Genomic DNA, 25,174 nt, shown 5'->3' on the forward strand with positions numbered 1-25,174 from the left:
AGTTTTGCCATGTATTAGATGCTTTTAGGATAAAAGTAGTAAATGTTTTGAATAAGCCAAAAACTAATCAATGCTTGAGGTATTCAAATCGAAATATCGTTTAATTAGTAAATTAATAAATCGCTTAAGATACATTTCGTTTAAAAAAGTATTAGACCAATTATCAAATCTTTGACATTGAATGGTTAAGTAGAAAAAGTAAAGACTAATACCAAGCATTGGCAAAATTCTTTGCTCTTCGGCTGAAATTGGTGTAATTGTTTCATAACCAGCTAAAAAGCTTTTTACTTTTGATTCGCAAATGGATATATCTTTTTCTGTGCTGTAGAGTTGTAATACATAATAGGCAATATCTAAACAAAGCCACCCATTTCCACAAAAATCAAAATCGAAAATTGTTATTTCTCCATTTCTTGAAATATTCAAATTATCAAACCAAATATCCAAATGAACCGCACCTTTTCTTAATTGTGAATCATCTATTTTATCAAATTCTTTCCATAAATAAGCTTGTGTCGAACGCATAAAATTCATTTCTTCCGAATTTTCTGAGAGGAAAGTGGGAAGGTAATCAAAGATTTTACCTATGAGGCTTTGTGCATGATAATCAATGCGTTTTAAGGAAATATTTATGCTTGTTTGATGTATTTTGGCCATTAATACGCCAACCTCAAAATGTAATTCTTCGGCATAATTTAAAAGTTTTTCTCCTTCGGCATAAGAAAGCATCAAAGCAAATCGCTTTCCCTCAGGAGCTTCAATAGTTTGTAGGTATTTGTCTGAAATATCTAGTATCGGGTAAGAAATAGAAATACCATTGCTTTTTAAAAGATTTAGTAACTTTATTTCCTCCAAAATTTCGCTTTCTGTTCTCCAATTATAGCTATATACCCTAAATGTTAATTTTAATTCCCCATCTTTAATTAAATAAGTATGATTGATGCCTGCTTTCAATAAAACACAAGTTGAATGATTACTTAGATTATATTTTTCCCGCACAAATAAAGATAAATGATATGGAGAAAGATTTGAACTGATAACTGGAAATGTAGGCATTGGAAAAAAAATAATTAGTTTTACAACCATTGAGTATCATAACCTGTCAAGGTCAATGAATACAAAATAAAGCATAACAAATAGATTTACATGAATAAACTCCTACAAGCTTTCATTTTTTTACTTTTAACTACAATTAACTTTTGCATTGCTCAAGATAATTTCCAAATTAAATTGTACCCTAATAATCTTGGTGGTACTGGGCCTAGTAAGAAGTGGGATAACACTTTTGGTGGAAATTCGGATGATTATGCCTATTGCATTGAAAAAACGATAGATGGAGGGTATATGATGGCTGGAAATACAAGTTCAGGTATTTCTGGTAATAAAATGTCCTCAAACAATGGTGGTTCTGATTTTTGGGTAGTTAAAATAGATAAAAATGGTATTAAGACTTGGGATAAATCTTACGGCGGAGCAGGGGCTGATGGAGCAAAGGCAATTGTAAAATGCTTAGATGGCGGTTTTCTTATTGGTGGTACTTCGAACTCATTACAAGGTGGCGATAAATCTCAAGATGCACATCGATACCCAAATGGAGGGCTTTCAATTGATTACTGGGTATTACGAATAGATGCAGATGGTAATAAATTGTGGGATAAAAGATTTGGCGGAAACGGAAATGATTTCTTAAATATGATGATTCCGACGATTGATGGTGGGTTTTTATTAGGTGGTGAGTCAGATTCTAATAATGGTGGTGAAAAGACTGAAAATTTACGAACAGGCTTTGATGGTTGGTTAGTGAAAATTGATTCACTTGGTAATCAATTGTGGGATAAAACAATAGGTGGAAGTAAATACGAAAGTATTGTTAGTCTGTTACAATTTGAAAATGGTGATATTTATGTTGGATTAAACTCATATTTAGCTGGAACGGGTGGAGATATAAACTCGCCGAATAGAGGAGATAATGATATTTGGTTAGTAAAAATGAATAATAGTGGAGGTATTTTGTGGGATAAAAAATATGGTAGTACAGGTAGTGAAAGGTTTCCGTCTTTGGTAAAAACTGATGATGGAAATATTTTCATAAGTAGTTTGGCCGATAATACTTTCCAAGACGGTGATATGGCTGCTCCTGCAATTGGTTATAACGACTTTTGGTTATTAAAAATAGACAGGAATGGCAACAAATTATGGGATAAAAGATATGGCGGATATGGGAGTGAAGGTATTCCTTCGATCTACAAAACCATAGATGGGAAATATTTATTAGCAGGAAATACAATTTCAAATATTGGAGGAGATATTTCAGAGGGCTACAGAGGTGATACGGATTTATGGGTATGTGCCATCAATGAAGATGGAATAAAATATTGGGATAAGCGAATTGGAACGGGCAATTTATATTTTTGGGGTCAACAATTTTTATTGCCATCAGATGACCTTGGATTTGTATTTATTGGAAATTCTAATTCAGATATCATGAGTGATAAAACTGATAATTCAAAGGGTGAAGTTGATTTTTGGGTGGTAAAAACCTCATTTAATGCTTTGGAAAGTCCAGCTTGTGTGATACCCTTTTACAATTTTACATTAGTTGCTGAAGGTTGTGATGGAGAAATAAATTGGTCGAATGGTTTAAATAGAAAAAGCTTTCAATTGAATAATATTTCTGAATCTGAAGTTTATTCAGCTACTTGTACTGAAAAAAGTGTTCAAAAAACGAAGACTTTTACAATGAATGTGACATGGTTTGAAAGAAATTTATACGATACCATTAGTGCAGAAAATAAAAGATTTCATGCAATGGGAAAGATAAATGCTAGTAATCAGATAATATCAGGTGCAAATGTAAGTCTAAGGGCAGGAGGGAGTATTCTACTGAATGCAGGTTTCCAAGCTGAGTTTGGGACGATTATAAATGCTACTATTGGTGGATGTAATGATTAACTTGGATAATGATTCTAATTTTGTTTGAATTTAAATTAATAAGAGACCCCACCCATTGCCGTCAGTTTTAACTGAAAGCAATGGGTGAGATTTCCTGCTAAATTCGCTTAAATATCTTCGATTCTAAAAAGATGGAACGGTAGAATTTGAGGGTCAAGCTCGACGTAGTTGGTGTCTCCTTTCCAAATATATGTTGCTCCAGTAAGCAAGTCATGAACACGATAACTTTCCCACTCGTTTTTACCAATTTTCCAAAGCGGAATTTTTACAAGCCCACCTTGGCGATTATAACCATCTAAGCTTGCAACACACAAGATACGATTGCCATCGGAGGCTGTTTTCAAGTATGCTAATATTTGCTCGTTATCAATGGAACAAAAATCTAAATTATTGGTATTTCTGAATGCGGTATTTTCTTTTCTAATTCGGTTAACTTGTGAAATAATATAAGTGAGTTTATTTCTATGCTCCCAATTCCACCATTTAATTTCGTATTTTTCTGAAAAAGCGTATTCTTCTTTATTTGGATATGGGGCGTGATACAAATACTCATAAGATGGACCAAAAATACCATAATTTCCAACTAATGTAGCCGCCATAAAGTAGCGAATCAAGAACAATGGCTCGTGCCCTCCTTGTAGCATATATGGGTTTATATCATGTGTATTTGGCCAGAAATTTGGACGGAAATAATGTCTCATTTCCCCCTTCGTTAGTTCTGTCATATACTCAATGATTTCAGCCTTGCTCGTTCGCCATACATAATAAGTATATGATTGTGTATAACCTAATTTCGCCAATTGTTGCATGACTTTGGGTTTTGTGAAGGCCTCTGCTAAGAAAATCATATCAGGATAATCCTTTTTGACTTCAGCAATAACCCATTCCCAAAAACAAAACGATTTAGTGTGTGGATTATCAACTCTGATGATTCTGACACCCCATTCTGCCCAAGTCATAATTACCGATTTTAATTCTTGCCAAAGATTTTGCCAATCTTCAGTTTCAAAATTTACAGGGTAAATATCTTGGTATTTTTTTGGTGGATTTTCAGCATATTTAATGCTACCATCAGGTAAAATCTTAAACCAATCTGGATGTTCTTTAACCCACGGGTGGTCAGGCGAACACTGAATGGCTAAATCCATCGCAATTTCTATATCGAATTTCAAACACGCTTGTACTAAATGCTTAAAGTCGTCTAAAGTACCAAGTTCTGAGTGAATAGCCGTATGACCACCTTCTTCCGAACCAATGCCATAAGGCACGCCCGAATCTCCTTCTTCAGCGTTGACGGTGTTATTTTTTCCTTTACGATTAGTTTTTCCGATTGGATGAATAGGAGGGATGTAGAGGACATCGAAACCCATTTCGGCAATTCTTGGTAGTAGTGCCTCAACATCTTTAAATGTTCCGTGTTTACCAACTTCACGAGCTGCCGAACGAGGGAAAAGTGAATACCAAGCTGAGAAACCAGCTTTTTCACGGTCAACATAAAGTTTAAGCTCTTTGTATCTATATGCAGATTGGCGTTCTGGGTATTTTGTAAGCCACTCGTGCATTTGGTCGCTCATAGCAATTTGAATAGCTTCGTTATATCTACTCTCATTGGCCATTATTTTAGCTGCTTCTTGAATTGCTTTTTTATCATCACCTTTGGCCAATTTCGCCATTCCTTTCAAAAAAAGCTCACCTTGCATAAGCTCCACTTTCAGATGTTGTCCATCACGTACTTTTAGGTCAACTTCATGTTGCCAGCTAGCAATGTGGTCGACCCATGCTTCAACAGTGTAAGCATAAAAACCTTGCTTACTTGTAACAAAGCGTCCAACCCAACGGTCATTACCCATGCTATGCATGACCACTTCACTCCATTCTTTTTCAGACTCATGCTTATACATCAATCTTGCTGCTAAGTGGTCATGTCCATCAATAATAATATCTGCCTCAACCGTAATAAGTTCATTGATAATTGCTTTTACTGCAAAGCGGCCGCCATCAATTTCAGGAGTAACTCGTTCAACGATAGCCCTGCTTTGTCCTAATGCAGGGAAGGGAATGTGGTTCTTCATAAATCAAAGTAGATATTCAAGTTAAGATGCTTTTTTTAGCCATTAAATTAATAAAGACCCACAAAGTCTTAATTTGAAGTAAACAGTTCATCAAATAGGTTAAAGAATTATTCTTCAAATTTCATTTTTTTTCTGCTAAGAAACAAGTCTAGCACGGAGTTTGCACTCAATTATTCAAATACAAATTTAAAAATACATGAAAAAAGTTCTGTTATCTCTAATTCTCACACTCGTTAATTTAGGGTTTTCATTGGCAAGTTTTGGTAATCAAGGCCACGAAGTTCTATTTGTAGATAATTCTGGTAAGATTCTAATGGTTAATTCTACTAATGAAGAAACAAGCTATGCTGAAGCTTCAAAAATTAGTAGTTTGACTCCGGCAATCGAAATAGAAGAATTTAGTCATGATTTGACAAAAATTACGAAAGAAATTGGAGTTGACAAACCAAAAATTGTTGATGACAATTTTATTTATGTTAAAGAAAAAAGAGATTTAATTGGTTATGCTCTACAATTAGCTTCTTTTTCAGACCTAAGTTTGGCAAAAGAATATGCTTTGAAAATTGTAAAAAAAGGAGATGCCGAAAAAAGACAATTATTTATTTATACAGTGAATAATCCTGAAAAAACTTATTACAAAGTTTATTTTGGTTTGCTGAAAACCAATGAATCAGCTCGAGAAAAACAACGTAATTTCCTTGCTTTAGGTTATTCTCCATTTGTAAAAGAGTTTAGATAAGCGTTTTATAACTACTTTTCCTTGGCATACTTTTTGGAATATGTAAATTACTTTACAGTTTATTTGAAAAAAGTAAATGCTAAAGAAACAAAAGAAGAATTGAGACTAAAAGTCATTTTAAGGATTCAAAAAATTTGTCAGGATAGATTATTTTCATTCATTCGATGGTTTTAATACCATTCAAGAACAACCAAACTCTCCTTTATTTAGGAGAGTTTTTTTAGTTTTATGCAATCTTTCAATGAAGTTTTTCGTCTTACAATTAAAATATTTACTTATTGTAATCATTTTATTATGAGGGTTTTCTTAACACTTACTATACTAATCTTCATTGAGTTGTCAACTATTGCACAAGATTCAATGCCTGCGATACCAGTAGTATGTTATTTTAACCCTGAGAATAGTTTTACACAAGTATTGCCTGATAATGCTACTTTTGCCAAAAGTAGATTAGCAGCTACCTCTAATATTGAAGTCACCTACATTGATTTTCCTGAACAAGCAAAAGTCCCTTTTGAATATGCCATCTCTCTTTGGGAGAAATACTTAGTTTCTTCACAAACAATCAGAATCAAGGCTACTTGGTCTAAAAGTTTAGCTAATAATGTGCTTGCTGAAACTTATGCTGCTCGTGTTTATAAGCTCAGTTCTTCTACCCCTAACTTACCTTATGCAAATGTTTGGTATCCCACGCCATTAGCTGAGGCACTTTCTGGAAAAGATTTAAACGCAGGAGATTACGATATGTTCATATCATTGAATGCGAATATCAATTGGTCATATCTTACTAATGCACAGGTTGTTGCTGGAAAATTTGATATGGTCACAGTGCTTTTGCACGAAATTTCTCATGGTTTGGGCTTCTCTTCTTCAATGACCGTAATTAATAATGATACGCAAGGGCAATATGGGCAATTAGGAAGTGCTTATATTTTTGATGTCTATATGAAAGATTCAAAAAAAGTAAATCTAACTAATACTGGGATTTATGGGAATCCCTCAACTGATTTAAAAACTGCTTTAACTAGTAATGTTCTTTACTTTGGTGTGAAGAATTCTGCGTTGGCCAATAGTTTACCGAGGCTTTATGCACCTGCCACTTTCAAAAGCGGTTCAAGTTTTTCGCACTTTGACGAAGGTACTTATCCAGTAGGTTCGGCAAATTCATTAATGACCCCCAATGTACGTGCTGCCGAAGTGAATCATACTCCTGGTGATTTGTTACTTAATTGTTTATATACTATTGGATGGCAGGTAAATGGTTTGACTGGTTTAGTGACGGGAACTGAGTCGCTTCCTGAAAATATTTTTGAGATTTTAGTATTCCCTAATCCAGTAGAGAATTTATTGAATGTAGCTATTCCTAATCAAGCTCAAGCTCGGACGATTAAGATTGATTTATTTAATCAAAATGGGAGAATCCTACAAGAAATAGAAAAACAAAATGTCAATGTTGAAACTTTTCAAATTGATTTAAGTAATTACGAGGCAGGCCTCTATTTTCTACAAGTTTTAGATGGCGAGAAAAAAACGGTTAGAAAAATCATTAAATGATTTGAAGCTAATAGTTAAATTTCTCTTTGAGATTATTAATCGGTTTTTCGATAATATACCAAGAAACTGTTGCTACCGCAATTGTAATTAAATACAAGAAAATAATTTTCAAGGTCATATTTTGCTCAATCAATGGCAGTTTATTTAATAATTTAACTACAGGGTTGGCTGGTGAATTGTGGTAATGATTATAAATAAACTTATGGTAGATATAAATCCCGTAACTGATTCGGCCTATATATACAAATGCTCGATTTTCAAGGATTTTCTTGGTTGTTCCTTCAAAACCATATACTGCATTTCCGACAAAAAACAATGAAAATAGCGATTCAAAAAGTCTCAAAAAAACTACCGTAATGATATTATGACCCTCAGGAAATTGCTTGCCCCAAATTACAATTCCAATGTATAATAGCAAGCTTATCATTAACCAAATTTTATTGGTAATAATTTGCTTCAGTTTTTCACTTTTATGGAAATAGAAATATGCAAGCAAACCGCCCATTCCAAAAGCATCCAAACAAGTTGGCGTAAGTACGTAGGGAGTCATCCAAGCAGTTTCATTCAAATAGAAAAACAAACGAAGCCCAACTGACAAGAATATAAAGCCCCAGAGAACTTTAGGTAGTATTTTTGAAGAAATAAAAAAGACTATAAAAGGGAAAAACAAGTAAAATTGTTCTTCAACAGCTAATGACCAAAGATGGTCGCTTGAACCTAACCAAGTTTGTTTAATCGCAATATAAATATTGGTAGAATAGGTTAGATACCACCATATTTTTTCTCTTACTGGTTCAATATTTAATAAAAAAAGCACCAAAATTGTGAGATAGTAAATAGGAAAGATGCGAATGGTTCTACGAATAAAGAACTTTTTGATTGATTTATTATGCTTGCCACCAGTTTCCTCATCTTTTTGTTTTGATTGCAATAAAATTCTTGTAATCAGAAATCCACTCAAAACAAAAAACATACAAACTCCTAAATAACTTATGGGAAATTGAAGCATATCGCCCGACCAATGGTCAACCAAAACCATTGTTACTGCCAAAAATCTCAGTCCATCTAATTGCTTTAAATAGGATGTATTCGAAGTGCTTTGTGTCATTATAATTCAATAAAGAGTAAAATTATGAGGTAATTACCTCATTTTTTTGATAAATCAATTACCAATTTTGTTTAGGACGAACTTTGTTAATTGATTGAATAGCAATATTTTGATTTGTCCAATAAATACTGTTTAAACCTTTCTCTGACTTAATCAGCCCAATATGGTATTTACCAGATTCAATGTAAGATTTTTCAATTACAGCCGTAAAGTTATCAATTTTGAGCTGATTATTAAGTAAAAACGTTTGTTCGAGGTAGGCTTTTTTTCCAAATGCTTTCAAATAACTTGGATAAATATAAATCCTTTCTTTAGATTTTATTATCACATAAAAGCCTGATTCTGGCTTACTTAAATCAATTGGTAATCCATTTTGAGGAATTACTAATTCAAAGGCATTGTTTTTTTCTTCGATGGTGTATTTAATACGATTTGAAGAATCTTTTTCTACCCCTAAATTGTCAATTAGTTTATCATAAAAGGCTTTAGTGGGTTCTTGTAAAATACGCATTATACCAGCTTTGGGGTATGATTTATCGCTATATTGTTGTTTAAATTGGTCGGTTAGTCTTTCTTGGTATAAATATTTTATAGAAGAATAATTGGCGATAAAACTATAAAAATTAAATACAATAGCCCCAAAAATTGCCACCTGAATAAATTTCGATTTGATTTTTTCTCCAATGTTATTGATTGCTACCAAGTAGAAAATTATCAGAGTGATAGTTGAATAAATTTTGTACTTACTTGTAGCTAATGTTTCTATTCCGTATGATGAACGGGCAACAACTATACCTACTGATGTTATCCCTACAAACGCTAAACAAGCCAATAGGAATAAATCATTGTTTCGGATATTCAAATCGTATTTTTTGAAGACAACTTGATAGGCAAATAAAATCATAAATAGAATGAAAAATAACCCTACTGCCATTGATAGGTCTAGCTGAATATTCTTGGAAAAGAAAGAGGCATCGATGGAACTTCCGAGTGTAACGAAAAGTCCTTTTCCCAATAGCTTGAAATTTGTTAAATCTGTTTTTAGTACATTATCAGGACTTTTCTCAAAACCATAAAAAAAGCTGATTAGAATAATTATGGATGCTATTATCCAAACAAATAAATGCTTTTTTCTTTGCTGAATAAGTAAAACTAAGGCTCCAACTATTGGAATAATAATGCCATTACTGCTGGTGAATACACCAATAAAACACATCAAAATTGACCATTGGAAATATTTTTTATGCTTGTTTTCAACTGAAAATGTGAGTAAATAGAAAACTAAAATTGTGATGAAAATTACACCAAAGTTCTGAATGGAAGCCATTCCCCAAAAGATATTTTCATAAAGGCTAAAATTCAAAAGAATCAATACAACTGGAATAAAACTTTGTATTGATTGATTGTATTTTTTTGATAAATCATAAAAAAGTACAAGAATGCCAAGTAATGATAGGATTCCACCAAGCATCAAAACCTTGAGGTTTAAAGTCCCAAATAAGAAATAAGTAAACCAAGCTGTGATGCGTGTAAGTAAGATTCGATGCTCGTTGTGTTGTGAAAAAAGCAATTTGAATTTTTCAGACAAAACATCTGTTTCGAGCATTTTGGCAAGCGTATTCCTAATGGCAAAATCATCCCAATGTGGAATATTTACCGCATATTTTTGGAAAACTATACCCAGTAATATTACGGGTATAAAAATGAGAATTGCTGAAAGAGTATTTTTTATAGTAAACTTAAACACTTTATAGAATTATTCGTGGTTTTGTTGATTGAAGAAAATTGTAAAAACTATAATTTTAAAATCGTAAATTCTACTCTGCGATTCTTTTTTCGTGTTTCTTCGGTTGAATTGCTGGCGATTGGTTTCGACTGTCCCCAACCCTTAGTTTGAATTCTTGCTGGGTCTATATGGCCATTCTCAACCAAATATTTTTTTACCTCGTTAGCTCTATTTTGTGATAATTTTACATTGAGCATAATATCATCTCCACTTCCGTCTGTATGTCCTTCAATAATTACCTGCATAGATTGGTATTCTTTCATTAACTCAATTATTCTATTTAGTTCTGAGTAAGATTCGGGTAAAATATCATATTTGCTTTGCTCAAAGAATAAATTATTCAATATCATTGTTTGCCCTTCTTTTACGGGGATTAAGTTAATATTCTTCTTTATTTCCCTGAAACGACGTTCTTTTGTTAAGTCAAGGCTTTCACTGATGCTTACAAAGCCTTTTTTTGAGGCATTTAAACTATAAGATTTCTTCAATGGCACGACCATTTTATATTCACCAGTATCAGGATTAAATTCGGCTACAATTGTTTCTTTGTTTAAGCTATCATTTAATACCTCCATCATTACATTGGCAGCGATTGGTCTTTTGTCGAATGCATTAACCACCGTGCCTGAAATAATGGCTACAGGTTCTGGCTTAATAGAAGGGAAAAGGCGAATTCTAAATATATCTTCAGCACCAATTGAACGTTCCTCTGAACTTAAATACGCAAATTCACCAGAAGCTGGAATGGTGAAGTAGCCGTCCCATTTAGGTGTATTTATAAGATTTCCAATATTTTCTGGTTCGCTCCATTTGGTCCAAGTGCTATCGAGTCTTCTGCTAAGAAATATATCACTATCGCCATAACCCGGAAATCCAGCCGTTGAAAAATATATCGTTCTTCCATCTGCTGCAATGAATGGCGTACTTTCATTTTCAGCCGTATTTATTGTAGCACCAAGATTAACTGGCTTTGACCAAATTCCATCGTTATTTAGAAATGAGACGTACAAATCTTTATCACCCTTGCTATCTTTTCTTTGACAAGCCATTATCAAAACCTTCCCATTTGGGGCAATTGTAAACTCTGTATAACTATTCAAATTATAGTAATCATTAATGCGTTCTTCTTTAGGAAAATCCCAGCCTAATTTATTTCTTTTAGATTTTGATAAACCCGGTCGGTAAGTGCCATCGGGCATATAAACATTGACTAAGTAAATAGTTTTACCATCGGCCGAAATGGTAGAAACCGCATTATGTTCGTCGGTATTAATTGGGCTGCCAATATTTTCCGCTTCTCCCCATGTTCCATCAGGTAAGATCTTAGATACCCACACATCTTGTCTTTTAGTTTTTCCGATGTTCATGTCATGTCCTTCTCTCGTAAAGAAAAGGGTTTTACCATCAGGAGTAATGATTGGGGCAACTTCTCTTTTTTGAGTATTTATTGTTCTTCCCAAGTTTTCTTTGGTAACGTCTTTGGGAATATCTTTAGCGTGATTTATTTTTGCCTCAAAAGGAAGTTCAATTTCTGATATGCCAATGGCATCTATTTGGTTATACCCTGATACCTTAGCTGGTGCTAAAATGAGTTTGATTGCAAAAACTTTAAACTCAGTTTGAGGAATGATGATGTTCCACATTCTTCCCTTTCCAACAAGACCATCTTCTTTATTTTCGTGAAGAATATATTCTTTGTCAAGCGAATCATAGGCTAAAACTCTTACTACAGAGCCTGCATTAAAGTTTTCACCAATACAAATTTGTTTTATTTTTGTGGGGGTTTCAAAACCTACTTTAATAAATTCTTCAGCGTAAGTATCCGCTCCAGCAGGCGACCACGCACAGGCACTTTCGCCAGTTTGGGGTAGTTTATTGGGCGAACCAATTACTTGAATGGCTCTGTATTTTGGCCCTGGACTATTGGCATCAACTCTTTCGGATGAAAAAGCTAATACTTTACTTGCCCACTGAACTTTTGGTTGGGCTTGTACGCATTGTCCAATAAGTAAAAATATTACTAACCCAAATTTATAAAAAGTGGTAATAACAGCTTGTATTGAATATGTGCTTTGAAAAGTAAAAATCATTTTTATTGATATTCACTAGGTGATATTATTATGGGGCTAAAATTATTCGTCAACAACGAAAGTAGTCAATTTTATGGCAGCATCAAAGATTCTAACGTTTACAAGTATGGATTTATGTTTAAGTTCTATAAAAAATAATAATTTGGGTTCTTAATTTATTCATTTAGAGATGATTATGAACATTGATTGTGACTTTTATCAAATGAAATTTTAATTTAACTTTTTGTTAACAAAATAATCTTCTAAAATTTCAACAAAAACTTTCATTCTAACGTTTTGTTTACGAATTTAGCGGAATAATTCGGGTTACGACCGCATAGCCGGTCCGATTAATTAAATTTTAAAAAGCTCATAGTCCAATGAAAAAATCATTCCTAACCGTTGCGGTTGTACTAGGTATTGCATCAGTATCAAAAGCACAGACAAAAATTCCACCAGATGTAGAAAAGTTATTACAAAAAAATACTTGTTTGGCTTGTCATAAAGTTGATACTCGTTTGGTTGGCCCTGCTTATGTTGAGGTAATGAAAAAGAAAAAATATAAGCCTGAACAAATTGTAGAATTAATTTACAAACCAAAACCATCTAACTGGGAAGGTTATCCTCCGATGGCGGCATTACCAAATGTTCCAAAAGATGAAGCAATGAAAATCGCTAAATGGATTTCTTCATTGAAGTAATTGTGGTCTAAGATTATAATAAAAGCCTCTGCTGATTCATCAACAGAGGCTTTTATCATTTAAGTATTTATACTACTATTCTTCTTCGTTTTCTTTTTCAATAGACTTATTATCTTCATCTACAATTACAAAAACGGTTTCACCGCTTTTTTTCATGAGGTATTGCTCACGGGCAAACTTCTCCATCGAACTTTGATTTCCCATTACTTCATGCTCTTCTTTTTTTACTTTTTTTAATTCTTCTACATAATATTCTTGTTGCTCTTCCAGCTCCGAGAGTTTCTGCCAAAGTCTGAATTGAGCAATTAAATTGCTACCATCAAAAAAAGCTATCCATAAAAGTAAACCAACTAAGGTGACTACATAAAAGCGGTATTTATGTATAAATCTTGGGATATAAATTCTCATATTTTATAATTTTAAGCACGATTGGATGTCAAAAGTAGCAAAAACAAAAAAGTCTGCCAATAGTTTGACAGACTTTTGTTTGGTCAAGAAGTTGTTAGATAACAACCTATTAACGATGATTTATGTGCTAAATCAGAATTTTAATCCTGGAAATACAGCTGCCGAACCTAATTCTTCTTCAATACGAAGTAATTGGTTATATTTAGCCATACGGTCAGAGCGTGAAGCCGAACCAGTTTTGATTTGACCAGTATTTAAAGCTACTGCCAAGTCAGCGATTGTTGCGTCTTCAGTTTCACCCGAACGGTGAGACATGATGCTCTTATATTTGTTTTTGTGAGCTAAGTTTACAGCATTGATTGTTTCAGTTAATGAACCAATTTGGTTTACTTTAACTAGGATTGCATTGGCAATACCTTTGTCAATACCTTCTTGTAAACGTTTTACGTTAGTTACGAATAAATCGTCACCTACTAATTGGCATTTTCCACCAATTAATTTAGTTTGCTCAGCCCAACCAGCCCAATCGTCTTCGGCCATACCGTCTTCTATAGAAATGATTGGGTATTTGCTCACCCATGACTCCCAGTATGCAGCCATTTCAAGTGAATTTAATTGCTTACCATCAGATTTCTTGAAAGTATAAAGACCTGTCTCTGCATTGTAGAATTCAGAAGCAGCAGCATCCATCGCGATGAATACATCTTCGCCTGGTTTGAAACCTGCTTTCTCAATTGATTGCAATACGATTTCGATAGCTTCTTCGTTTGATTTGATGTTTGGTGCAAAACCACCTTCATCACCAACGTTTGTTGAATAACCTTTTGATTTTAATACTTTCTTTAAGTTATGGAAAATATCAGTGCCCATTTGTAAAGCATGTGAGAATGACTCAGCTTTAGCAGGCATAACCATAAACTCTTGGAAATCAATTGAATTATCAGCGTGAGAACCACCATTTAAGATGTTCATCATTGGTACTGGTAATGTATTTGCATTTACACCACCTAAATAGCGGAATAATGATAAGCCAGCTTCGTAAGCAGCTGCTTTTGCTACTGCCAATGAAACACCTAAGATAGCATTTGCTCCTAAGTTACCTTTATTTGGAGTGCCATCAAGGTCAATCATGATTTGGTCAATTAAGTTTTGCTCAAAAACGTTTGCTCCTAAGATTTCAGAAGCGATGCTTTCGTTTACATTCTTAACTGCTTTCAAAACACCTTTGCCTTGATAGATTTTTGAATCATCATCACGTAATTCAACGGCTTCGTGTACGCCTGTTGATGCACCCGAAGGAACAGCAGCACGTCCTAAATATCCGTTATCTGTTAAAACATCTACCTCAACAGTAGGGTTACCTCTTGAATCGAGAATTTGTCTTGCGTGTACTCTAACAATTTGGCTCATTGTAAGTATTAGGTATTTTGATTATAAAAAATATTGGAATCGTACAAGAAAACGATATTTTCTTTGGTGATTGGGGGTAAAATTAGCTAAATTTTCAGAACTGGGCAAATCAAAGTATGAATTGTATATGAATTTGCTGGTTGACCAATATTTAATCAGTGTAAACTACATTATACAATATTCATGGTTTGTTCTTTGATTTTCTCTAGTTCGTCTTTCATCTGAACAACTAACCTTTGAATCACCGAGTCGTTTGCTTTCGAGCCGATGGTATTGATTTCTCTGCCAATTTCTTGAGCAATGAAATTTAGTTTTTTGCCGTTTGAAGCAACTTTTAATTCAGCAATGAAATATTCTAAGTGATTTTTCAAGCGAACTTTTTCTTCCGAAATATCAAATTTCTCAACGTAATAGATAAGTTCTTGCTCGAAACGATTTTTATCAAAGCTTTCGCTTGAAGACCATTCTGCAACTGCTTTTGCAATTCTCTCACGTACAACTGGAATACGTTTAGGGTCTTGTGCTTCAACTTCAGTCAATAAGTGGCTAATGTTTTGAATGTATTCTTCAAATTTAAAAGCAGTATTTTTTCCTTCTTGTGCTCTAAATTCTTTACACTTTGTTAGGGCCTGATTGATGGCTGTTTTCATTAAATCCCATTCTGCTTTTGCGTCGGCTTCGTTTAGCGAATCATTGTTATATGCATTGGGCATCATAGAAGCCATTCTTAAAAGTTCCGTTGGGCCTGGCTCGAAGCCTAGTTCGTTGGCAGTTGCCTGTAAATCACGGAAATAAGCCTTTATTAATGGGCGATTAACGACTGTTGCTGCACCTGATTCATCTTTTGGTACAACGTTCATCATGAATTCTACTTTTCCTCGCTCAAGTTCTTGGGTAAGAATATTTCTGATTTCTATTTCGCGTTCTGAATACGTACGTGGAATACGGCAATAGATATCAAAGAATTTTGAATTTAAAGATTTGATTTCGACAGTTACAGAAATTTTGGTGTTCTCGACAGTGGCCGAACCAAAACCAGTCATTGATTGGAGCATGAATTAGAATTTCTGAATGTATGAGATTTTTATTTTGAGTTGGAAAGAGTAACCAGCTCATAAATTTAAGCTCATAGAGTTTGAACAATAAATTTTAAGCAAATAACGCAAAAATATACTACATTTTCTCTACTATTTTCATTTTTCTCATATAAAGCGAAGGTCGAGCAAGTAGATTTCTACGTTCGCGGCCCCAAACCAAGAAATTATCATCGAACCATGGCAAAAATCCAGTTATTTGTTCGTTTCCAGCCTCTTCATACATACCTTTGGCAACTACTTCGCCAGTATCACTATCAAGCAAATTTGTATAAATGACATTCCCAAACTGACATCCGCCCAAGATTCGATTTTTATTTATCAAAAACTGCATGGCAGGTTTAACATTTGATTCTAAAATGTCAAGCTTACTCCCTGTCTGCGTACGAGAACGCATGGTATATATGTATGATGTGAGGCCATCTAGGGCGATAACAGAATTCCAGAGAATTTGGGCTTCGTTATTAAATTTACATATCATACTGTATTGATACTTAACCTTTCCGGTGTATTCTTGATTAGAGATATTTGCATCGAAAAAATCAAACACACACATAACTGATTTTCCATTATCAAGAAGTTTAAGTTGATGAACTATGGCATAAGGCGGTGCTTTTTGCTTCTGATTTAGTAAGTTGGAGAATTCTGAAAATTCTGTGTATTTTACTTTTTCAGGTGAGAAGTTTTCGTCTAAACAAGCTGTATATAAGCCTCGTACCCTAAAACTTAAACCCTTTGTGTAGGTGCCAATAACAAATAATTTCCCCCCAATTCTGATTGTTTTTGCTTCGTTGAACTGTTTTTTATCATTCGGAATTGTAAAACTACTTAGTTGAAACCCTTCTTTTGAATATTTTTTTATGAGTAATGTTCCTTTAGCTTGTTGTTTTAAAATAACTGTAAAACTCTCGTTATCGGCATATAGTGATAAGAATTGAGCATTTTTGTTCAATAAATTTGGTAAAACTTTAAATGTTCCATCATCATGGAATATCATCACAACTGGTCTTTCCTTGTATTTGCAAGCAACGAAACAATCTTCTCCTACAACTCTGAATGTAAACATTTTGATGCCTTCGGGTAGTGACCCTTCAATTTTTTGTTGAATCCCAGTTTTGATGGATGTTTTAAGGAGTGTTATTTTATTCTTGCTTAAAAAGTTATTAAACATAGCATAATGAAAAAGAGAATCGTTTTGTTCTCCGATAAAATCATATTTAGAGTCTATTTTAAAATCATTTTGCCAGATATTTTTAATGCTACGGTCGTATCCTTCGGTATGAACAAAAGTAAATTTCTCATCAGAATTGATATCTGACATGATTGTTCCGTTTTGCCCCATTGGAATGATATTATTATGTTTGATTGGTTTAAATCCAAATTCTTCAATATTGGGTTGGCCTCCTTGTTTGATGTGGCTTTTGGGAATTACGCTTGTTTTGGGAGCAAGCCTTGCCGCCGTTTCTATAGATTCTTGTGAAGGTGAGACTCTTTGAGCAAAAATATTACTGTAAATAGTGGTAATGCACAGCCAAAATAAAGTTTTTTTCATAATTAATGCAGGTTAGTAGTAGTAAAGTTAGCTAGTAGAATTGCTAAAATACAAATAACTTGACACTTTTCTTCTAAAAAAACTGTACTTTTGCAGCCCAGTAGGGCAGTTTTTTAAACTTGTCCATAATAAAAAAGGAAATCAGTTTTATGAATATCGAGCAATCATTAAAAAAAGCCATTCAAGAAGCACTTTTGGCACTGTATCAAGTAGAAGAGGAAGTGATTTTACAACCCACAAAAAAAGATTTTGAAGGAAACTATACCTTTGTTGTTTTTCCTTTAGTGAAATCTTTGCGAAAAAATCCAGTGGAGTTGGGTAATGCCATCGGTCAATATTTGAAAGATAAAAACAGCTTTGTGAGTGGATTTAATGTAGTGCAAGGTTTTTTAAATATTGTACTTGATAATGGCGTATGGATTGATACACTTAATGCAATTTTAGCTGATGATTCATTTGGGCAATTACCTTCAAATGGACAGTCGGTAATGGTCGAGTTTTCTTCGCCAAATACCAATAAACCACTACACTTAGGACACCTCCGTAATAATTTTTTGGGCGAATCTGTTTCGAGTATTTTGAAAGCAGGCGGTTTTGATGTAATCAAAACAAGTTTGGTCAATGACCGTGGTATTCATATTTGTAAGTCGATGTTGGCTTACCAAAAATTTGGCAACAATGAAACACCTGAATCATTAGGAATGAAAGGCGACCATTTGGTTGGCAAATATTATGTAGAGTTTGATAAGGCTTATAAAGCAGAAATTAATCAGTTAGTTGCCGAAGGAAAAACAGAAGATGAGGCAAAAAAAATCGCTCCTTTAATGCTTGAAGCACAAGCAATGCTTCAGAAATGGGAGCAAGGTGATGCCGAAGTCATGGCTTTGTGGCGTAAAATGAATGATTGGGTTTTTGCGGGCTTCAATGAAACTTATCAAAAAATTGGAGTTTCTTTTGATAAAGTTTACTATGAATCGAATACTTACTTATTGGGTAAAGATTTAGTAGAAGAAGGTCTTGCAAGTGGCGTGTTTTTCAAAAAAGAAAATGGTAGTACTTGGATTGATTTGAAAGAAGAAGGGCTTGATGAAAAACTCGTTTTGCGTGCAGATGGAACTTCGGTATATATCACACAAGATTTAGGTACAACCGATATGAAATTCAATGATTTTCATAATGATAAATCAATTTGGGTGGTAGGAAATGAGCAAGATTACCATTTTCAAGTATTGTTTGCCATTATGAAGCGTTTAGGTCGCTCGTATGCTGATGGTTGTTATCATTTAAGTTACGGAATGGTTGATTTACCTTCAGGTAAAATGAAGTCTCGCGAGGGGACAGTGGTTGATGCTGATGACCTTGTGGCAGAAATGATTGAAACTGCCGCTGAAACAACCCGTGAGCGTGGTAAAATTGATGATTTTACTAAAGATGAGGCCGAAAATTTATTCCAAATGCTGGCTTTAGGTGCTTTAAAATACTTCTTACTTAAGGTTGAACCAAAGAAGAGAATGTTGTTTAATCCAGCAGAATCTATTGATTTTCAAGGAAATACGGGTCCATTTATTCAATATACACACGCACGTATTTGCTCTATCTTGCGTAAAGCAGAGGCGATGAATGTGCCAGTGAATAATCAAGTGAAAAATATTGACATCTTAAAACAAGAGTCAGAATTGATTTATTTATTGAATGAATATCCGACTGTTATCCAAAAAGCATGTAATGAATATTCGCCAGCAGTAATTGCAAATTATGTTTATGAATTGGCAAAGACTTTTAACCAATTCTATGCCGAAGTTTCAATAATGAATGAAACAGATGCCGATAAGCAGCAATTCAGACTTTCGCTAATTAAAACTGTCGCTCAAACAATTTCAAAATCAATGAGTTTATTAGGTGTACAAGTACCTACACGTATGTAACCTTCAATAAAATATGAAAAAGAAATTAATTATCGTAACAGTATCAGTTTTAGCAGTTGGAAGTCTTATGAGTTTCAGAATTATCAAACATTTATTTTCAAATAAGCAATTAGCAGTTGCAAAACCCTCGAATATTATGGCTAAAGGCTCATTTTATGATTTCAAGTTGAAGTCACTTGATGGAAAAGAAACCATTGATTTTGCTAAATACAAAGGGAAAAAGATTGTTGTACTTAATACAGCTTCTGAATGTGGATATACCCCACAATATGCTGATTGGCAAAAGTTTCACGAAAAATACGGTGATAAAATTGTAGTTTTAGGAGTTCCAGCTAATAATTTTGGAGGACAAGAACCAGGTTCAAACAAGGAAATTGCTACTTTTTGTCAGAAAAACTACGGTGTAACTTTTCAAATGCTTGAAAAAATTAGTGTAGTTGGCAATGACCAGCACCCCTTGTATCAGTGGTTAAGCAAAAAAGACATGAATGGCTGGAATGATAAGGCACCAACTTGGAATTTCTGCAAATATGTAATAAATGAAAAAGGGGAGGTTGCAAATTTCTTTGCTTCTGGTGTAAAACCCGATTCCCCTGAATTTAAAAAAGCAGTAGGACTTTAATTTAAAATTAAAAGAGTGCGTGTTTACATTCACTCTTTTTTTCTCTTTAATAACTATATAATCATGAAGCATTGGCTTTCAGCAGCTCGCCCACGCACACTTCCTTTGGCATTGGCGAGTATTTTTATGGGTGGTTTTTTGGCAGCATCAGTTGGTAAGTTCGATTGGTTAATCTTTACCTTATGTTGCCTTACAACTATTGCCCTACAAGTTTTATCAAACTTTGCCAATGATTACGGTGATACACAAAATGGTGCTGATTTAGCGGGTAGGGTGGGGCCTGAACGTGCTGTTCAGTCGGGTGCAATTACACCGAAACAAATGCTCAATGGTATAATTTTTATGGTCGTATTATGTTTGGTTTTGGGTATTTCTTTATTGTATTTTGCATTTAAGGATGCTTCAAAAAACGACTTTTTGGGCTTTTTGGGGCTCGGTTTAATTTCAATGCTGGCAGCATATACATATACAGCAGGTAAAAAACCTTATGGCTATGCGGGGTTAGGAGATGTTTCAGTGTTTATTTTCTTTGGTTTAGTAGGTGTATTAGGTAGTAATTATCTTTTCACGAAGTCATTTTCTTGGCTAAATGTTTTGCCTGCCTTCTCTTGTGGTTTGTTTGCTACGGGTGTTTTAAATATCAATAACATTCGTGATATTGAATCTGATACTCGTGCGGGGAAAAAGACAATACCGGCTCGATTAGGTAAGCCTAAAGCGATTATTTATCATTGGTTTTTATTGAGCTTTGGTATGATTAGTATGCTGATTTTTAGCTATTTGCAAGCAGCTAGTAACTATTATTATATCATTTGTTTTCCTTTATTTTTTATCAATGGTATAAAGGTTTCTCGTTTGCCAAATCCCGACCCAATGCTTAAACAAATGGCTCTTTCTACCTTAGTTTTTGTGCTTTCATTTGGGCTTTCGCAAATTTTATTTTAATCACTAATAAATTTTAGTTTCTTACTACAATAAAAAAGTTTCTGTGATTGGTTTCACAGAAACTTTTCGTACAGTCTAGCTTTTTATTTTACAACTGTTCCTTTAGCAGCTTCTTGTGAAGCTAAAAACTTTTTCTCATTAGCATTTATTTTCACCACGACTCTTCTATTTCTACGTCTGCCTTCTGGGGTGCTATTACTTTCAACGGGTCTTGTAGCTCCATAACCCGCAATCGCAATTCGGTCTGCATTTACATTATGTGCTTTAAAATACAAAGCAACCGTTTTGGCTCTTAATTCTGAAAGCTTCTTATTATTCAACTGATTTCCACTACTATCGGCATGTCCTTCTATAAAAATTTCTGTGTATGGATATTGGCTCAACACACTTGAAATATCGTCGAGGACACCTTTGGCATCGACAGTTAATTTTTCGGAACTAGATTCAAAATAAAAATCTGGCTGGAATGTAATATTAATGCCATCCGCAGTTCTGACAATCTCTGCCTTTTGATTCGATGCACCAATTAAATCGGTAGCTAACAAATCCAGCATTTTGCCAATCTTTGCTGCCGCTTCAGCGGCTGCGGGGTCTTTTTTACTTTTATTATTGGTAGTTTTTTTTGAAGAGTTACAAGCAACAAGTAGAGATAAAATAATGACCGTACTTGCGATTAAACGCATGATTTTCATAGAATTTGGATTTATTGTGCAACGTAAGTCTAATTATTTTTACTCAAAAATAATAGATTATGTAAAAATCTAAAAAAATGTAAAAACAACAAGCTATTTAAGTGTAAAATTATTAAACGGTATTGTTTGTCATATTTTTAAAATCTTTTGATAAAAACTATTGAGTAAATAGGCATAAAATTTATCTTTGCTAAATTAAACTGTTGTAATAAATCACAAATAAGATATTCACGTTAAATAATGTTTATACTTAATTGAAACTTACCTAAAAATTTATATGAAAAGACTACTGTTCCCATTATTAACCATTTGTTTTGCTGTTTGTATTACAAAAGTTAATGCTCAGCAAACGGCATCAGAATATTTTGAAATTGGAGTAAATAAAAGTAAAGCAGGTGATTATATTGGTGCATCACAAGCCTATAGTACGGCGATTGCAATGAATCCTGAAAATGCGGCTAGTTATTACAACCGTGGTTTGGCGAAGCAGCAATTAAAAGACCATCGTGGAGCAATCTTAGATTTTGACCGTACGATTGACCTTGACCCTAAAAATGCTTTAGCATATCTTTATAGAGGAAAAAGCAAAAGTGAACAAGATGACCACCGTTCGGCACTTCAAGATTATAACCGTACCATTGAACTAAATCCTGAAGATGCAATGGCTTATCTTTACCGTGGAATGACAAGGGCCAAGTTATTGGATTATCGTCGTGCCATCCAAGACTTTACGAAGGTTGTTGAATTGAATCCTGAAGATGATAAGATGTATCAGGCCTTTTTCTCTAGAGGGGCATGTAAATCTCGATTAGAAGATTATCAAGGAAGTATCACCGACTTCACAAAGGCGATTGATATGAATCCGAAGCGTTCTCAATCTTTTGCAAGCAGAGGTTTTAGCCGTTTAAAAATCAATGACTTTGCTGGTTCAATTAAAGATTTTGATGAAGCAGTTAAATTGAACCCAGAAGACAGTGAATCTTATTTTAATCGTGGATTTGCCAAAACTAAAATTGAAGATTTCCGTGGAGCAATGAATGATTATGATAAAGCCATTCAGCTTGACCCTAAAAATGTACGTGCATTTTACGGAAGAGGCTTCTGTAATAGTAAACTTGGAAATCAAAAAGATGCTACTTCCGATTTAACGAAAGCGATTGAAGTAGATAACATGAGCATTGACTCAAAAGTATACTATACAGGAAGAATTACTAAAAAAACTTTAGACGAACTTCGAAGTGTAGTACAAGAAAAAAGTAGAATTAATGAATTTTCAGAAGACCGCTCAGAGGCTTATTATAGCAGAGGTATTTCTAAATTCAAATCAGGTGATGGTAAAGGAGCGATTTTAGACTTAAATAAGTCTATCGAATTAAACCCTACTTACGCTGAAGCGTATTTTTCACGTGGTTTGGTGCGATCATCTATGGGACTTCAAAAAGAAGCTTTACAGGATTGTTCAAATGCCATAAAATTGAACCCTAAATACGCCGAGGCATATTATGTAAGAGGTATAATCAAACATGCTTTGGGCGATGAAAACGCTGGTTGTTATGACCTTAGCCGTGCGGGTGAGTTGGGATATTCTGCCGCGTATAATGTTATTCGCGAATATTGTAACTAATCATAGAAAATTAAAAGCATAAAAAAACTCCATCTCTGAAGATGGAGTTTTTTTATGCTTGATAGTAATTATAATTCAACTAATGTATCTGAATCACACTGGAAAATAAATTGTACACTTTCAGCAAGTTCAGTTTCAGAAAGCTTTTTTACTTGTGTATCAAAGCTACCTGCATATTTATTAGTAATTTTTTCGGCTTTTCTTATTATTTCTGCAATAAATGGGTGTTTAGATTTACCAATATTTTGTCCAAAATCTTGAATATCAGCCTTAAACATTAAGTTTACAGGAATTTTATACATTTGGCCATTTCGAGCCGCACATACACATACTGGTTCATAAGCTACTGAAGAAGCGTATTCTCCTAATTTTCTTTGAGCAGTTTTGTATTCTTCGTCAGTTTCACCAAAAATAATAGCTACTTTCTTTCTATGAGCATTTACTCTTCCCTCAATCAGACTATCAATTTTTTCTAAAAGATTTCTCAGAGCAACTGTATTTTTACCACTTCTGATACGCTCACGGATAGACTGTCTTACGAAATAAGTAATTGATTGTGTCACGGTAAGACCGATTTCTGCCATTTGCTTGAAAATAAGCGAGGCTGGCGACATACCGGGTAAGGTATTTGGGTCGTGTAGTAATACACGGCTATCGGGAGTTAAGAAACCATCAATACGAGTTACCACGCTAAATCCTAAATTATTGAAAGCTTTAAGCAAATTATCGTGAATTTTGTTTAGGTTTTCTATACTCGTTTCTACTGGAATACGCTTTTTTGTGACGTTTGACTTATATTTAGATTTGAAATCAAAAGTTTGAATTTCACCGTAAATCTCGGTAGGAGGTAAGGCTAAAGCTGTTCCGTCGTCATGTTGAATTACACCGCACGAAAACTCTTGTCCTACCACAAATTCTTCAATCATTACGTGGTCTTCAGCATTTGCTGAAATGGCAGTTACTGAATCTAAAGTAAATAGAAGTGCATCTAATTCTTCCATCAATTCAGCGGGGTGATGTAGAATTTTTCCGTTGACATAAAGTGGAAAGCCAATACCTTCGTCTAGGTTCGAGGTTTTTTCCATTAAATGCCTTTTCTGGCGGTCAGTCATTTTTTCCCATTCTCGTTTCAAGAAAGTTGTTTCGAAGAAACATTGTTGAATGGCTTTCGTAAATTCTTCTAAACTTCTCTTTCTAACAATTGCCACCCCAATAGATGAACCCTGGTGAGGAGCTTTGACCACGAATGGAAAACCTATATTATTAATTAAATCTGTAAACAATTTCGAGCGGTCTGCCACTTGCCATTCATCACGAGTAAAAGTAACCATTTTCTTTTTTTGGCCTGTTACAAGTGAAAGTAGCTTATTTTGCATGGGTTTGTCAATACCCACCGCAGAACCCATTAAACCAGGGCCCATGTATGGAATTCCATACCATTCTAATAATCCTTGTATAGCACCATCTTCTGCTTGAGGACCATGCATAATGACAAATGCAAAATCCATTAAATTAGAGAAATCTGTCGGCTGAACTTGCTTACCAACTTTATAAATGAGTTTATATAGTTGTGTTTCGTTGAGTTCTCCTAATGACTCTATATATACTCTAAAGCCTCGGTTCAGATTTTTAGATGGAAAGAAATCTCTTATTGAATCTTCATATAGTAGCTCAGGATTAATTTGGATGAAATGCCCCAAGCTATCAACAAAAATAGGAACAGGTTCGAAAATAGCTTTGTCAATATGTTCAAAAGCTGTCTTTCCCCCTAAATAAGAAATTTCTCTTTCTCGTGCTTGTCCGCCGAAAAAAACACCGACTCTGATTTTGTTTGTCATTATTAAGTTTTGTTCACAGTTTGGCTCTGCCAGTAGAGTTCCATTCAGGAAATAACATGGCATAAATGAAAAATACTTTCGTA

Annotated in this window: 19 protein-coding genes; 8 read left to right on the forward strand and 11 right to left on the reverse strand. The window is 34.2% G+C overall.

Annotated elements, in window-relative coordinates:
- Positions 1-63: 63 nt before the first annotated feature.
- A complete protein-coding gene (locus A6M55_RS05355; protein WP_064196844.1) occupies positions 64-1,056 on the reverse strand; it encodes a phosphotransferase in 993 nt (330 codons plus the stop codon).
- A gap of 90 nt (positions 1,057-1,146) precedes the next feature.
- On the opposite strand from A6M55_RS05355, the gene A6M55_RS05360 reads away from it, so the two are divergent.
- Positions 1,147-2,952, forward strand: a complete 1,806-nt coding sequence (locus tag A6M55_RS05360) for a 3-coathanger stack domain-containing protein (RefSeq protein WP_064196825.1) — start codon at positions 1,147-1,149, stop codon at positions 2,950-2,952.
- Between the two features lie 107 nt (positions 2,953-3,059).
- On the opposite strand, the gene A6M55_RS05365 is transcribed toward A6M55_RS05360, so the two are convergent.
- On the reverse strand, positions 3,060-5,024 hold the full coding sequence (locus A6M55_RS05365) for an alpha-1,4-glucan--maltose-1-phosphate maltosyltransferase (protein ID WP_064196826.1): 1,965 nt from the start codon (positions 5,022-5,024) through the stop codon (positions 3,060-3,062).
- A gap of 196 nt (positions 5,025-5,220) precedes the next feature.
- On the opposite strand from A6M55_RS05365, the gene A6M55_RS05370 reads away from it, so the two are divergent.
- Together A6M55_RS05370 and A6M55_RS05375 are read left to right on the forward strand one after the other, a co-directional pair.
- The gene (locus A6M55_RS05370) at positions 5,221-5,763 is read left to right on the forward strand and encodes an SPOR domain-containing protein (protein WP_015030313.1); all 543 of its coding nucleotides are present in this window, start codon (positions 5,221-5,223) and stop codon (positions 5,761-5,763) included.
- Between the two features lie 294 nt (positions 5,764-6,057).
- Complete coding sequence (locus A6M55_RS05375) at positions 6,058-7,317, forward strand: T9SS type A sorting domain-containing protein (protein ID WP_015030314.1); 1,260 nt, start codon at positions 6,058-6,060, stop codon at positions 7,315-7,317.
- 7 nt (positions 7,318-7,324) lie between these two features.
- Here A6M55_RS05375 and A6M55_RS05380 read toward each other — a convergent pair whose 3' ends face one another.
- Genes A6M55_RS05380 through A6M55_RS05390 form a run of 3 tightly spaced genes read right to left on the reverse strand, consistent with a single transcriptional unit; the run spans position 7,325 to position 12,301 of the window.
- Positions 7,325-8,425 (reverse strand): acyltransferase, encoded by a 1,101-nt coding sequence (locus A6M55_RS05380; RefSeq protein ID WP_064196827.1) that lies wholly within the window; start codon positions 8,423-8,425, stop codon positions 7,325-7,327.
- A 58-nt stretch (positions 8,426-8,483) separates the two neighbouring features.
- Positions 8,484-10,172, reverse strand: coding sequence for a hypothetical protein (locus A6M55_RS05385; protein ID WP_064196828.1), 1,689 nt, complete (start codon positions 10,170-10,172; stop codon positions 8,484-8,486).
- Positions 10,173-10,219: 47 nt separating this feature from the next.
- Complete coding sequence (locus tag A6M55_RS05390; RefSeq protein ID WP_064196829.1) at positions 10,220-12,301, reverse strand: OmpA family protein; 2,082 nt, start codon at positions 12,299-12,301, stop codon at positions 10,220-10,222.
- Positions 12,302-12,660: 359 nt separating this feature from the next.
- Between A6M55_RS05390 and A6M55_RS05395 the strand changes: the two genes are divergently transcribed.
- Positions 12,661-12,981, forward strand: a complete 321-nt coding sequence (locus A6M55_RS05395; protein WP_015030318.1) for a c-type cytochrome — start codon at positions 12,661-12,663, stop codon at positions 12,979-12,981.
- 75 nt (positions 12,982-13,056) lie between these two features.
- Here the strand turns inward: A6M55_RS05395 and A6M55_RS05400 are convergent, their stop codons facing one another.
- The 4 genes from A6M55_RS05400 to A6M55_RS05415 all read right to left on the reverse strand — a co-directional run bounded on the left by A6M55_RS05400 (position 13,057) and on the right by A6M55_RS05415 (position 17,445).
- On the reverse strand, positions 13,057-13,389 hold the full coding sequence (locus A6M55_RS05400) for a septum formation initiator family protein (protein ID WP_015030319.1): 333 nt from the start codon (positions 13,387-13,389) through the stop codon (positions 13,057-13,059).
- 132 nt (positions 13,390-13,521) lie between these two features.
- Positions 13,522-14,799, reverse strand: a complete 1,278-nt coding sequence (gene eno, locus A6M55_RS05405) for a phosphopyruvate hydratase (RefSeq protein WP_015030320.1) — start codon at positions 14,797-14,799, stop codon at positions 13,522-13,524.
- A 170-nt stretch (positions 14,800-14,969) separates the two neighbouring features.
- On the reverse strand, positions 14,970-15,854 hold the full coding sequence (locus tag A6M55_RS05410) for a YicC/YloC family endoribonuclease (RefSeq protein WP_064196830.1): 885 nt from the start codon (positions 15,852-15,854) through the stop codon (positions 14,970-14,972).
- A 118-nt stretch (positions 15,855-15,972) separates the two neighbouring features.
- Positions 15,973-17,445: a hypothetical protein gene (locus A6M55_RS05415; protein ID WP_064196831.1), complete on the reverse strand. Its 1,473-nt coding sequence runs from the start codon at positions 17,443-17,445 to the stop codon at positions 15,973-15,975.
- 149 nt (positions 17,446-17,594) lie between these two features.
- Between A6M55_RS05415 and argS the strand changes: the two genes are divergently transcribed.
- The 3 genes from argS (at position 17,595) to A6M55_RS05430 (ending at position 20,937) form a co-directional block, all read left to right on the forward strand.
- Positions 17,595-19,370 carry an arginine--tRNA ligase gene (gene argS, locus A6M55_RS05420; RefSeq protein ID WP_064196832.1) on the forward strand — a complete coding sequence of 592 codons (1,776 nt, stop codon included), beginning with the start codon at positions 17,595-17,597 and terminating at the stop codon, positions 19,368-19,370.
- A 13-nt stretch (positions 19,371-19,383) separates the two neighbouring features.
- Positions 19,384-19,992, forward strand: coding sequence for a glutathione peroxidase (locus A6M55_RS05425; RefSeq protein ID WP_015030324.1), 609 nt, complete (start codon positions 19,384-19,386; stop codon positions 19,990-19,992).
- A gap of 63 nt (positions 19,993-20,055) precedes the next feature.
- Positions 20,056-20,937 carry a 1,4-dihydroxy-2-naphthoate polyprenyltransferase gene (locus A6M55_RS05430; RefSeq protein ID WP_015030325.1) on the forward strand — a complete coding sequence of 294 codons (882 nt, stop codon included), beginning with the start codon at positions 20,056-20,058 and terminating at the stop codon, positions 20,935-20,937.
- Between the two features lie 83 nt (positions 20,938-21,020).
- Here the strand turns inward: A6M55_RS05430 and A6M55_RS05435 are convergent, their stop codons facing one another.
- A complete protein-coding gene (locus A6M55_RS05435) occupies positions 21,021-21,620 on the reverse strand; it encodes an OmpA family protein (RefSeq protein WP_197491667.1) in 600 nt (199 codons plus the stop codon).
- 286 nt (positions 21,621-21,906) lie between these two features.
- Here A6M55_RS05435 and A6M55_RS05440 point away from each other — a divergent pair, with 286 nt between their 5' ends.
- Positions 21,907-23,253 (forward strand): tetratricopeptide repeat protein, encoded by a 1,347-nt coding sequence (locus A6M55_RS05440; protein WP_015030327.1) that lies wholly within the window; start codon positions 21,907-21,909, stop codon positions 23,251-23,253.
- Between the two features lie 68 nt (positions 23,254-23,321).
- Here A6M55_RS05440 and A6M55_RS05445 read toward each other — a convergent pair whose 3' ends face one another.
- Complete coding sequence (locus tag A6M55_RS05445) at positions 23,322-25,091, reverse strand: D-alanine--D-alanine ligase (protein ID WP_229235480.1); 1,770 nt, start codon at positions 25,089-25,091, stop codon at positions 23,322-23,324.
- Positions 25,092-25,174 lie beyond the last annotated feature (83 nt).

It is taken from the genome of Emticicia sp. MM (assembly GCF_001649495.1).

What these genes read in the sequence shown, in the direction of transcription:
- A6M55_RS05355 (WP_064196844.1), bottom strand. Translation starts at nt 1,056, where the DNA reads ATGCCTACATTTCCAGTTATCAGTTCAAATCTTTCTCCATATCATTTA.
- A6M55_RS05360 (WP_064196825.1), top strand. Translation starts at nt 1,147, where the DNA reads ATGAATAAACTCCTACAAGCTTTCATTTTTTTACTTTTAACTACAATT.
- A6M55_RS05365 (WP_064196826.1), bottom strand. Translation starts at nt 5,024, where the DNA reads ATGAAGAACCACATTCCCTTCCCTGCATTAGGACAAAGCAGGGCTATC.
- A6M55_RS05370 (WP_015030313.1), top strand. Translation starts at nt 5,221, where the DNA reads ATGAAAAAAGTTCTGTTATCTCTAATTCTCACACTCGTTAATTTAGGG.
- A6M55_RS05375 (WP_015030314.1), top strand. Translation starts at nt 6,058, where the DNA reads ATGAGGGTTTTCTTAACACTTACTATACTAATCTTCATTGAGTTGTCA.
- A6M55_RS05380 (WP_064196827.1), bottom strand. Translation starts at nt 8,425, where the DNA reads ATGACACAAAGCACTTCGAATACATCCTATTTAAAGCAATTAGATGGA.
- A6M55_RS05390 (WP_064196829.1), bottom strand. Translation starts at nt 12,301, where the DNA reads ATGATTTTTACTTTTCAAAGCACATATTCAATACAAGCTGTTATTACC.
- A6M55_RS05395 (WP_015030318.1), top strand. Translation starts at nt 12,661, where the DNA reads ATGAAAAAATCATTCCTAACCGTTGCGGTTGTACTAGGTATTGCATCA.
- A6M55_RS05400 (WP_015030319.1), bottom strand. Translation starts at nt 13,389, where the DNA reads ATGAGAATTTATATCCCAAGATTTATACATAAATACCGCTTTTATGTA.
- eno (WP_015030320.1), bottom strand. Translation starts at nt 14,799, where the DNA reads ATGAGCCAAATTGTTAGAGTACACGCAAGACAAATTCTCGATTCAAGA.
- A6M55_RS05410 (WP_064196830.1), bottom strand. Translation starts at nt 15,854, where the DNA reads ATGCTCCAATCAATGACTGGTTTTGGTTCGGCCACTGTCGAGAACACC.
- A6M55_RS05415 (WP_064196831.1), bottom strand. Translation starts at nt 17,445, where the DNA reads ATGAAAAAAACTTTATTTTGGCTGTGCATTACCACTATTTACAGTAAT.
- argS (WP_064196832.1), top strand. Translation starts at nt 17,595, where the DNA reads ATGAATATCGAGCAATCATTAAAAAAAGCCATTCAAGAAGCACTTTTG.
- A6M55_RS05425 (WP_015030324.1), top strand. Translation starts at nt 19,384, where the DNA reads ATGAAAAAGAAATTAATTATCGTAACAGTATCAGTTTTAGCAGTTGGA.
- A6M55_RS05430 (WP_015030325.1), top strand. Translation starts at nt 20,056, where the DNA reads ATGAAGCATTGGCTTTCAGCAGCTCGCCCACGCACACTTCCTTTGGCA.
- A6M55_RS05435 (WP_197491667.1), bottom strand. Translation starts at nt 21,620, where the DNA reads ATGCGTTTAATCGCAAGTACGGTCATTATTTTATCTCTACTTGTTGCT.
- A6M55_RS05440 (WP_015030327.1), top strand. Translation starts at nt 21,907, where the DNA reads ATGAAAAGACTACTGTTCCCATTATTAACCATTTGTTTTGCTGTTTGT.
- A6M55_RS05445 (WP_229235480.1), bottom strand. Translation starts at nt 25,091, where the DNA reads ATGACAAACAAAATCAGAGTCGGTGTTTTTTTCGGCGGACAAGCACGA.